At 64.6% G+C, this 8,872-nt stretch carries 11 protein-coding genes; 6 read left to right on the plus strand and 5 right to left on the minus strand.

Features of this window, described 5'->3' with window-relative positions:
- Positions 1-131 precede the first annotated feature (131 nt).
- Both IFU31_RS16910 and IFU31_RS16915 read right to left on the minus strand, forming a co-directional pair.
- Complete coding sequence (locus tag IFU31_RS16910) at positions 132-761, minus strand: L-threonylcarbamoyladenylate synthase (protein ID WP_192053917.1); 630 nt, start codon at positions 759-761, stop codon at positions 132-134.
- Between the two features lie 13 nt (positions 762-774).
- Positions 775-1,635 carry a PHP domain-containing protein gene (locus IFU31_RS16915; RefSeq protein ID WP_122479168.1) on the minus strand — a complete coding sequence of 287 codons (861 nt, stop codon included), beginning with the start codon at positions 1,633-1,635 and terminating at the stop codon, positions 775-777.
- Between the two features lie 65 nt (positions 1,636-1,700).
- On the opposite strand from IFU31_RS16915, the gene IFU31_RS16920 reads away from it, so the two are divergent.
- The 5 genes from IFU31_RS16920 to IFU31_RS16940 all read left to right on the plus strand — a co-directional run bounded on the left by IFU31_RS16920 (position 1,701) and on the right by IFU31_RS16940 (position 5,285).
- Entirely contained in the window at positions 1,701-2,297 is a 597-nt protein-coding gene (locus IFU31_RS16920; protein WP_122479169.1) for a septation protein A, read from the plus strand.
- A 1-nt stretch (position 2,298) separates the two neighbouring features.
- Entirely contained in the window at positions 2,299-2,607 is a 309-nt protein-coding gene (locus tag IFU31_RS16925) for a YciI family protein (RefSeq protein ID WP_122479170.1), read from the plus strand.
- 8 nt (positions 2,608-2,615) lie between these two features.
- Entirely contained in the window at positions 2,616-3,293 is a 678-nt protein-coding gene (locus IFU31_RS16930) for a response regulator transcription factor (protein WP_122479171.1), read from the plus strand.
- Positions 3,294-3,446: 153 nt separating this feature from the next.
- Positions 3,447-3,884, plus strand: coding sequence for a Spy/CpxP family protein refolding chaperone (locus IFU31_RS16935; protein WP_122479172.1), 438 nt, complete (start codon positions 3,447-3,449; stop codon positions 3,882-3,884).
- Between the two features lie 66 nt (positions 3,885-3,950).
- Positions 3,951-5,285 carry a sensor histidine kinase gene (locus IFU31_RS16940; RefSeq protein WP_192057519.1) on the plus strand — a complete coding sequence of 445 codons (1,335 nt, stop codon included), beginning with the start codon at positions 3,951-3,953 and terminating at the stop codon, positions 5,283-5,285.
- Positions 5,286-5,319: 34 nt separating this feature from the next.
- Here the strand turns inward: IFU31_RS16940 and IFU31_RS16945 are convergent, their stop codons facing one another.
- A complete protein-coding gene (locus IFU31_RS16945) occupies positions 5,320-5,883 on the minus strand; it encodes an NAD(P)H nitroreductase (protein ID WP_192053911.1) in 564 nt (187 codons plus the stop codon).
- Positions 5,884-6,007: 124 nt separating this feature from the next.
- Between IFU31_RS16945 and IFU31_RS16950 the strand changes: the two genes are divergently transcribed.
- The gene (locus IFU31_RS16950) at positions 6,008-7,462 is read left to right on the plus strand and encodes a TrkH family potassium uptake protein (protein WP_192103891.1); all 1,455 of its coding nucleotides are present in this window, start codon (positions 6,008-6,010) and stop codon (positions 7,460-7,462) included.
- An 18-nt stretch (positions 7,463-7,480) separates the two neighbouring features.
- Here IFU31_RS16950 and IFU31_RS16955 read toward each other — a convergent pair whose 3' ends face one another.
- Both IFU31_RS16955 and IFU31_RS16960 read right to left on the minus strand, forming a co-directional pair.
- Positions 7,481-7,789, minus strand: coding sequence for a SelT/SelW/SelH family protein (locus tag IFU31_RS16955; protein ID WP_185793858.1), 309 nt, complete (start codon positions 7,787-7,789; stop codon positions 7,481-7,483).
- Positions 7,786-8,872 (minus strand): FimV/HubP family polar landmark protein (locus tag IFU31_RS16960; protein ID WP_342345290.1); only part of this gene is annotated, 1,087 nt, incomplete at its 5' end. The genes IFU31_RS16955 and IFU31_RS16960, both read right to left, overlap by 4 nt.

An 8,872-nucleotide genomic window follows, 5' to 3' on the forward strand; every position in this document is an offset into this window, starting at 1 on the left:
CGCATCCGGCGGGATGTACAGGTCCTGCGGCATCTGGGTGAACGCCTGGCCGTAGACCAGCGCCAGTTGCAGCTGCTCGGGCGAGCCCTGGGCGAGATTCGCCGGCGGATTGTCGACCGCGCTCAGATCACTCACGCCATGGCCGCGAACGGTGCCGGATCGCCACAGCCCACGCGCACCACTTGCGGATCGCCATCGGACAGGTTGATGACGGTGGACGCCTCGGTGCCGCCGAAACCGCCATCGATGATCAGGTCGACCTGCTTTTCCAGCAACTGGCGCATCTCGTAAGGGTCGCTGAGCGGCTCCTTGGCGCCGGGCATGATCAGGCTCACGCTCATCAGCGGCTCACCCAACTCTTCCAGCAAGGCCAGGGCGATCGGATGGCTGGGCACGCGCAAGCCAATGGTCCGGCGCTTGGGATGCAGCAGCAGGCGCGGCACTTCACGGGTGGCGCTCAGAATGAAGGTGTAGGGCCCCGGCGTGTGCGCCTTGAGCAGACGAAACGCCGCGGTGTCGACCTTGGCGAACAGCCCCAGTTGCGAGAGGTCGCAGCAGATGATCGCGAAATTGTGCTTGTCGTCCAGCTGACGCAGGCGACGCACCCGTTCCACGGCGTTCTTGTCGCCGATCTGGCAACCGATGGCGTAGGAAGAATCGGTGGGGTAGATCACGATGCCACCGCCGCGAATGATCTCGACCGCTTGCTTGATCAGCCGCGGCTGCGGGTTCTGCGGATGGATCTGAAAGAATTGACTCACGTTGGCATCCTGTTCAGGCGGAGGTTGACGGGTCGTGCTTGAACCGCGCGGACAACGGCGGCAGGTCGACGGGCAATGGCCGATAGACACCGATTTCACCCCACGTGCCCGGGCCGTGGAAGTCGCTGCCGCCACTGACCATCAAGCCGAATTCGCGGGCCAGGATGGACAGCGTGCCGACCTGTTCGGCGGCCTGCATGCCGTTGACCACCTCGATCGCATGGCCACCGGCCTGGATGTAGTCGCCGATCAGCTTGCGCCGCTTGCTGCGCGTGAAATCGTAGTGCAGCGGATGAGCCAGGCTGATCCAGGCCTTCGCCTCGCGCAATGTGCGCACGGTGTCCTCGAGGGTGGGCCAGTGCTGCTTGACGTCACCCAGCTTGCCCGCCCCGAGCCACTTGCGGAACGCTTCCTGGCGGTCCTTGACGTGGCCCTGCTGCACGAGGAAATCGGCGAAGTGCGGTCGCGCCGGCGCATTGCCGCTGTCGCCCAGACCCTTCTGGATGGCCCGAGCACCGTCCAGCGCACCCGGCATGCCCTTGAGCGCCAGGCGTCGGTCGATTTCCTCGGCACGCAGCCAGCGACCGTGGTGCAGGCTGTCGAGCGCGGCCACCAGCGGCGGTGCATCCAGAGCGAAATTGTAACCGAGCACGTGGATGGTGGCACCGCCCCAGGTGCACGACATTTCGACACCACTAACCCACTGCATGTTCAGTGCTGTGGCCGCCGCACGGGCCTCTGGCAGGCCTTCCAGGGTGTCGTGGTCGGTCAGGGCCAGGGTCTGCACGCCATGATCGAACGCTCGCTGCACCAGAACGGCAGGCGCGAGGGCGCCATCGGAGGCGGTGCTGTGGCAGTGCAGGTCAACATTCATAGTGGCGCTTTCGCAGTCATTGATGTTTGTTATTATGCCGTCACATCCTGCTTCTGGCTGCCATTGTGAAACAATTGATCGATTTCATCCCGCTGCTCCTGTTCCTCATCGTCTACAAGACCGACCCGCACATGGTCGACCTGGCGGGGTACAGCTTCGAACTGGGCGGCATCTTCAGTGCTACCAAGGTGCTCATCGCCAGTTCGGTGATCGTCTATGGCCTGCTGTTCCTCAAGCAGCGCAAGCTGGAAAAGGGCCAGTGGCTGACCTTGATCGCCTGCCTGGTGTTCGGCAGCCTGACTCTGGCCTTCCACAGCGAAACCTTCCTCAAGTGGAAGGCGCCGGTGGTCAACTGGCTGTTCGCCCTGGCGTTCGCCGGCAGTCATTTCATCGGCAAGCAACTGCTGATCAAGCGCATGATGGGCCATGCGCTGACCCTGCCGGACCCGATCTGGGCGAAACTCAACGTTGCGTGGGTGGTCTTCTTCCTGTTCTGCGGCGCCGCCAACCTGTTCGTGGCTTTCACTTTCGAGCAGTTCTGGGTCGACTTCAAAGTGTTCGGCAGCCTGGCCATGACCTTGCTGTTCCTGGTGGGCCAAGGTATCTACCTGTCCCGTCACCTGCATGATTCCGATCGTACAACACCTAAAACCGAGGATTGACATGCTCTACGCCATCATTGCCACCGACACGCCCAACTCCCTGGAAAAGCGCCTGGCCGCACGGCCCGAGCACCTGGAACGGCTGAAACAGCTGGAAGCCGCCGGGCAACTGGTACTCGCCGGGCCACACCCGGCCATCGACAGCAACGACCCAGGCGAGAGCGGCTTCAGCGGCAGCCTCATCGTGGCCCGCTTCGAGTCCCTGGACGAAGCCCAGGCCTGGGCCGGCGCCGACCCGTTCGTTGCCGCCGGGGTGTACAAGGACGTGCTGGTCAAACCCTTCAAGCAGACTTTGCCTGCGCCCGAATGAAGGTCTAGATGAGCGATCTGCTACTGATCGACGATGACGTCGAGCTGTGTGAACTGCTGAACAGCTGGTTGAGCCAGGAAGGTTTCCAGGTCCGCGCCTGCCACGATGGCAGCAGCGCACGCAAGGCCCTGGCCGAGCTGGCACCGGCGGCCGTGGTGCTCGACGTGATGCTGCCCGACGGCAGCGGCTTGGAACTGCTCAAGCAGCTGCGCAGCGAACACGCCGAGTTGCCAGTGCTGATGCTCTCGGCCCGGGGCGAACCGCTGGATCGCATCCTGGGCCTGGAACTGGGCGCCGACGACTATCTGGCCAAACCCTGTGATCCGCGCGAACTGACCGCCCGCCTGCGCGCGGTACTGCGCCGCAGCCACCCGGTTGCCGTGGCGGGGCAGATGGAGCTGGGCGACCTGTGCTTCAGTCCGGCGCGCGGCGTGGTCAGCATCGATCAACACGACATCAACCTGACGGTGTCCGAAAGCCGCCTGCTCGAGGCACTCATGCGCCAGCCGGGCGAGCCACTGGAGAAACAGGAGCTGGCGCAGATCGCACTGGGCCGCAAGCTCACCCTCTACGACCGCAGCCTCGACATGCACGTCAGCAATCTGCGCAAGAAGATCGGCCCGCACGCCGACGGCCGCCCGCGGATCATGGCGCTGCGCAGCCGCGGCTATTTCTATGCGCAATAGCTGCCGCCGCGTACGGCGCGAACGGCCTGGTTTGTAAATGCCACCCGCGTCATGTCTTTACACAAGCCTTACGCGGCATTGACCGCGCCTGACCTTGATCTCCATAAACTGGGCACATCCGGTAAACACCGGGAACCAGACAGGAGATTCACCATGCGCAAGACCACACTCGCAATGCTGTTCGCCGCTACCCTGCCAACCCTGGCCATGGCCATGCCGCAGGGCGGCCCTGACGGTTTCGGCCCAGGCCCAGGCAAGGGCGGCCCAGGCCCCCGTGGCGGCGAGCCGTTCGCCCAGCTCGACCTGACCCACGAGCAACGCACCCAGGTGGGCAAACTGATGGGCGAAGAACGCCATCAGCAGCGCGACATCACCAAGAAGTACCTGGACAAGCTGCCGGCGGCCGATCGCAAGGCCATGGAAGATGAAATCAAGGCCAACCACGACAAAGCCCAGGCCGACGTACGTGCAGTGCTCAAACCCGAACAGCAGAAGCAGTTCGACGAAATGAAAAAGAAGCAGGACGAGCGCCGCGCCGAATGGGCCGAATTCCAGGCCTGGAAAGCCCAGCAAGGCAAGAAAACCCAGTAATATCGGAGCAAGCCCCCAGCCCGGTCCGCGCATGCGTACCGGGCTTCTTTCATTGAGGAATTTGCCTTGCGTTCACTGTTCTGGCGCATCCTGGCCAGCTTCTGGCTGGCCATCGCCCTGGTAGCCGGCCTCTCGGTACTGCTGGGCCACATGTTGAACCAGGACACCTGGATCCTCAGTCGGCACCCGGCGGTGAAGCATTTTGCCCAGGACTGGGTGGAGCGTTACGAAAGCAAAGGCGCCGAGGCGGCCCAGGAACTGCTCGAACAGCGCAAGCGTCGCTATCGCATCGACACCCAGGTCCTCAACGAGGCCGGCGAGGCGGTGGTGCCGGGGACCTTCCCGCGTCGCGCCGAAGCCTTCGAGGCGCGCCACAACGAAGCCGATCGCGACCTGCCGTGGCGCCGACTGACGGCGGACTACACCAGCCCCACCACGGGCGACACCTACTTGCTGATCTACCGCATCCCGCACCCCGAACTCGACTCGTGGCATCGCGACTCCCTGCTCATGCCGATCAGCGCACTGGTGATCGCATTGGTCGTACTGACGCTGTTCAGCCTGATGGTGACGTTGTCCATCACGCGCCCATTGAGCAGGCTGCGCGGTGCCGTGCACGAATTGGGGCAGACCACCTATCAGCAGAACAGCCTGGCGCAGCTGGCCAGTCGTCGCGACGAATTCGGCGTGCTGGCGCGCGACTTCAACCGCATGGGTGCGCGCCTGCAGAGCCTGATCGGCAGCCAGCGACAGCTGTTGCGCGACGTGTCCCACGAGTTGCGTTCGCCCCTGGCGCGGCTGCGCATCGCCCTGGCCTTGGCGGAACGGGCCGAGCCTGCCCAGCGCGACCTGTTGTGGCCGCGCCTGACGCGCGAATGCGATCGTCTTGAAGCCTTGATCAGCGAGATCCTGGTGCTGGCGCGGGTCGATGCGGAACAAGCCACGGCCGAAGACGTGGACCTGCCGGCACTCCTGCAGGCGGTGCGCAAGGACGCCTTGATCGCCGTGCCGGAGCAGGCCATCGAGCTGGACGTTGCCGCGCACCTTGCGCTGCAGGGCTGGCCGACCATGATCGAACGGGCCGTGGACAACCTGCTGCGCAACGCCCTGCGCTTCAACCCTGGGCCCGCACCGGTCGTGCTGTCGGCGCAACAGGTGCAAGGGCGGGTGCGCATCAGCGTGCGCGATCACGGCCAGGGCGTGGCGGAGGAACACCTGGCGCGCCTGAGCGAGCCATTCTTCCGCGCACCGGGCCAGAGCGCTGCTGGCCATGGCCTGGGCCTGGCCATCGCCCGCCGCGCCGCCGAGCGACACGGCGGCAGCCTGCAGCTGGAAAACCACCCTGAAGGCGGCTTGATCGCGACCCTGGACCTGCCGCCGGTACCGGTGGTGGTGGCCTAGACCGCCGCGATCGGTTGGCTCGCACCTGAACGCTTCAGGCCTCGACGCCCCAGGCTTGAACGAAATCGGCGGTAGCCAGCGTCGGCGCTTCGCGCAACTCTCGCGCCGGCGTGCCCAGGTACAGGAAGCCGATGATCTGTTCGCCTTCGATCAGGCCCAGCTTGCCGGCCACATAAGGCGCATAGGACAGCTCGCCGGTGCGCCATACCCCACCCAGCCCTTGAGCATTCGCCGCAAGCAGGATGCCATGGGCGGCGCAGCCAGCCGCCAGCAGTTGCTCGCTCTGCGGCACTTTTCGATGCTCCTGCAAGCGGGCGATCACTACCACCACCAGGGGCGCGCGCAACGGCATGTTGCGGGCTTTTTCCAACGCCGCTTCGCCAGCCTCGGGGTTGAGCGCAGTGGCCTCGGCCAGGACTTCGCCGAGCTGCTGCAAGCCTTCCCCTTCGACGGTGAGAAAACGCCATGGCCGCAGCTGGCCGTGGTCGGGCGCGCGCAGCGCGGCCTGGAACAGCACTTCACGCTGCGCGGCCGTCGGCGCGGGCGCCATGAGCCGGGGAGCTGAAACACGATTGAGCAAAACCTCGAGCGCCTCCATGGGCAACCTCCTGTCGAACGATAAGCCGCTATTCTAGACCCAAGCGGCCTTCGCCTGCCGGGTTTACATGCTGTGGCCCGCAGGTAGAATGGCGGCCCTTTCCTTCATGGCCAGAGCTGACCCCATGGCGTTGCCGACCCTGCGCATCATCGGTTTCATTATCGGCATCTTCCTGATCACCCTGGCCGTGAGCATGGTCGTGCCCATGGGCACACTGGTGGTGTTCGAACGCACCGAAGACATCCAGTCGTTCCTCTGGGCCAGCCTGATTACCTTCGTCGCCGGCCTGCTGCTGGTGCTGCCCAGCCGCCCCGACAACGTCAACCTGCGGCCGCGCGACATGTACCTGCTCACGGTCAGCAGCTGGGTGGTGGTGTGCGTGTTCGCCGCCCTGCCCTTCCTGCTGACTCAGCACATCAGCTACACCGACGCCTTTTTCGAAAGCATGTCGGGCATTACCGCCACGGGTTCCACGGTGCTCAGTCATCTGGACGAGATGTCACCGGGCATCCTCATGTGGCGCTCGATGCTGCACTGGCTGGGCGGCATCGGCTTCATCGGCATGGCCGTGGCCATTCTGCCGCTGTTGCGCATTGGTGGCATGCGGCTGTTCCAGACCGAATCCAGCGATCGCTCCGAAAAAGTCATGCCGCGCTCGCATATGGTCGCCAAGTACATCGTGCTGGTGTATGTCGGCTTCACCGCCCTGGGCACCCTGGGGTTCTGGTTGGCAGGGATGAGCCCGTTCGACGCGGTCAACCACGCGATGTCGGCCATTTCCACTGGCGGCTTCTCGACGTCCGACCTGTCTCTGGGCAAATGGCAGCAACCGGCCGTGCACTGGGTGGCCATCGTGGTGATGATTCTGGGCAGCCTGCCGTTCGCGCTCTACGTCTCGACCCTGCGCGGCAACCGCCAGGCGCTGCTGCGCGACCAGCAGGTGCAAGGCATGCTGATTCTGTTGATCGCCACCTGGCTGGTGCTGGGTACCTGGTACTGGGCCACCACCGAGCTGCCGTGGTGGACGGCCTTTCGTCACGTGGCCCTGAACGTCACCTCGGTGGTGACTACCACGGGCTTCGCCCTGGGCGACTACAGCCTGTGGGGCAATTTCTCGCTGATGCTGTTTTTCTATCTGGGCTTCATCGGTGGCTGCTCGGGCTCGACCGCGGGCGGGATCAAGATATTCCGCTTCCAGGTGGCCTATATCCTGCTCAAGTCCAACCTCAACCAGCTGATCCATCCGCGCGCGGTGATCAAACAGAAATACAACGGCCATCGCCTCGATGAGGAAATCGTCCGATCGATCCTGACGTTCTCGTTCTTCTTCGGCTTCACCGTCGGCATCATTGCCCTGGCATTGTCACTGCTGGGGTTGGACTGGATGACCGCCCTGACCGGCGCCGCCAGCACGGTTTCCGGTGTAGGGCCGGGGCTGGGCGAGGTGATAGGGCCGGCCGGCAATTTCGCCACGCTGCCCGATGCGGCGAAGTGGATCCTGGCCCTGGGCATGCTGCTGGGCCGACTGGAAATCATCACCGTGCTGATCCTGTGCATGCCGGCTTTCTGGCGACACTGAGCATGAGCCGGCAGAGGCTTACTCGGCTGCCGGACTTCTGGATTCGTTATGGCCCAAGTCGCGCTCGGGATCGATCAGGTCACGGATGCGCTGCTTGAGCACCTTGGCCTCGGGAAAACCACCGTCGGCCTTGCGCTCCCAGACCTGCACGCCGTCGCAGGTGATGAGAAAGCGACCGCCACTGGCGGGCGCCAACGCCACCTGCCCCAGGTCCTCGCCAAAAGTGCTGAGCAGCTCCTGGGCCAGCCACGCGGCGCGCAGCAGCCATTGGCACTGTGTGCAATAGGTGATCACCACCTGAGGCTTGGATGCGATGGCTTCGCTCATGCTTCGTCCATCCGATTCAGCAACTGCCGGGCCGCCTGCTTGCAGGAGTCATCGCCTTCGCGCAGCAGTTCGTGCAAGAGCACGCTGGCTTCGCTGGTATCGCCGTCGTCGAGCAACTGCTGGGCCTGATCGAGTTTCTCCGCCGAAGCGTGCTGCAGTTCCAGGTCGTCGAAATCCACGGTCAGAGCATCCAGCTCGGGCAGGTCGCTGTCGGCGATGAAGCTGTCGAGGAAATCGTTGTCGATGTCGTCCTGAGTCTTCCCGGCCGGGGCCTCGTCCTGCTGGAGGAACGGCTCCTCCTCGACATCGGCGAAGTCGCTGAGGAACTGCTCGTCGGGCATCTCGAAGACTTCCGGCAGTTCGTTCAGATTGCTGGTGAACGCCGGGTCCATCTCGGCCTCGGGCGGTGTCTCGACGACCACCGGCTTGCCTTTGGGCGACGGCGCATCATCGAATGGGCTGACCAACGCCCAATCGGCGTCCATGGACAGGTCATCGAGGTTGAGCTGGAATTCGTCTTCCTGCTCGCGCCGCGGGGTTGACCGAGCTGATGGCTCAGGCGCTGCCAGGTCGAGATCGGGCAGCTCGAATTCCGGCTCGGGGTCCGGCTCGGGCTCAGGCTTCGGAGCGGGCTGCACCGACGCTGCGGCTGCTGCAGTGGACGCCAGCGTCACTGCAGTCGCTGCCACTGCCGGTGACAGACCCGCGGTAGCGGTTGGCGTTGACGCTGCTGGCGCGGGTTCGAGATTGGCGAAGCGGCTGCGTATCTCGGCCAGCGTCGCCGCGCTGAAGCCTGCCGCCAGCAACAGGCTTTCCTGCTCGGCAAATCCCTTGGCATTACCCTGCTGGCCCAGCACTTCGAGCATGCGCACGCGCAGGTCGGTACGTTCTGGCTGCTTGGCCAGCCCGTCGCGCAGAATACCCAGCGCTTCGTTGAAGCGGCCGTAGGCGATATAGATGCTTGCACCATCGAGGGCGTCGGTGGCTGTCGGTGTTTCACGGCGTACCACCGGCGCCGGCTCCGCACGCAGCGGCGCGGTGGCGGCCGCCACTGCGGCGGCCGGCACAGTGGCGACCGGCGCC

The organism is Pseudomonas sp. CFBP 13602, assembly GCF_014842725.1.
Lineage (GTDB): Bacteria > Pseudomonadota > Gammaproteobacteria > Pseudomonadales > Pseudomonadaceae > Aquipseudomonas > Aquipseudomonas baltica.

What these genes read in the sequence shown, in the direction of transcription:
- IFU31_RS16915 (WP_122479168.1), bottom strand. Translation starts at nt 1,635, where the DNA reads ATGAATGTTGACCTGCACTGCCACAGCACCGCCTCCGATGGCGCCCTC.
- IFU31_RS16925 (WP_122479170.1), top strand. Translation starts at nt 2,299, where the DNA reads ATGCTCTACGCCATCATTGCCACCGACACGCCCAACTCCCTGGAAAAG.
- IFU31_RS16930 (WP_122479171.1), top strand. Translation starts at nt 2,616, where the DNA reads ATGAGCGATCTGCTACTGATCGACGATGACGTCGAGCTGTGTGAACTG.
- IFU31_RS16935 (WP_122479172.1), top strand. Translation starts at nt 3,447, where the DNA reads ATGCGCAAGACCACACTCGCAATGCTGTTCGCCGCTACCCTGCCAACC.
- IFU31_RS16945 (WP_192053911.1), bottom strand. Translation starts at nt 5,883, where the DNA reads ATGGAGGCGCTCGAGGTTTTGCTCAATCGTGTTTCAGCTCCCCGGCTC.
- IFU31_RS16950 (WP_192103891.1), top strand. Translation starts at nt 6,008, where the DNA reads ATGGCGTTGCCGACCCTGCGCATCATCGGTTTCATTATCGGCATCTTC.
- IFU31_RS16955 (WP_185793858.1), bottom strand. Translation starts at nt 7,789, where the DNA reads ATGAGCGAAGCCATCGCATCCAAGCCTCAGGTGGTGATCACCTATTGC.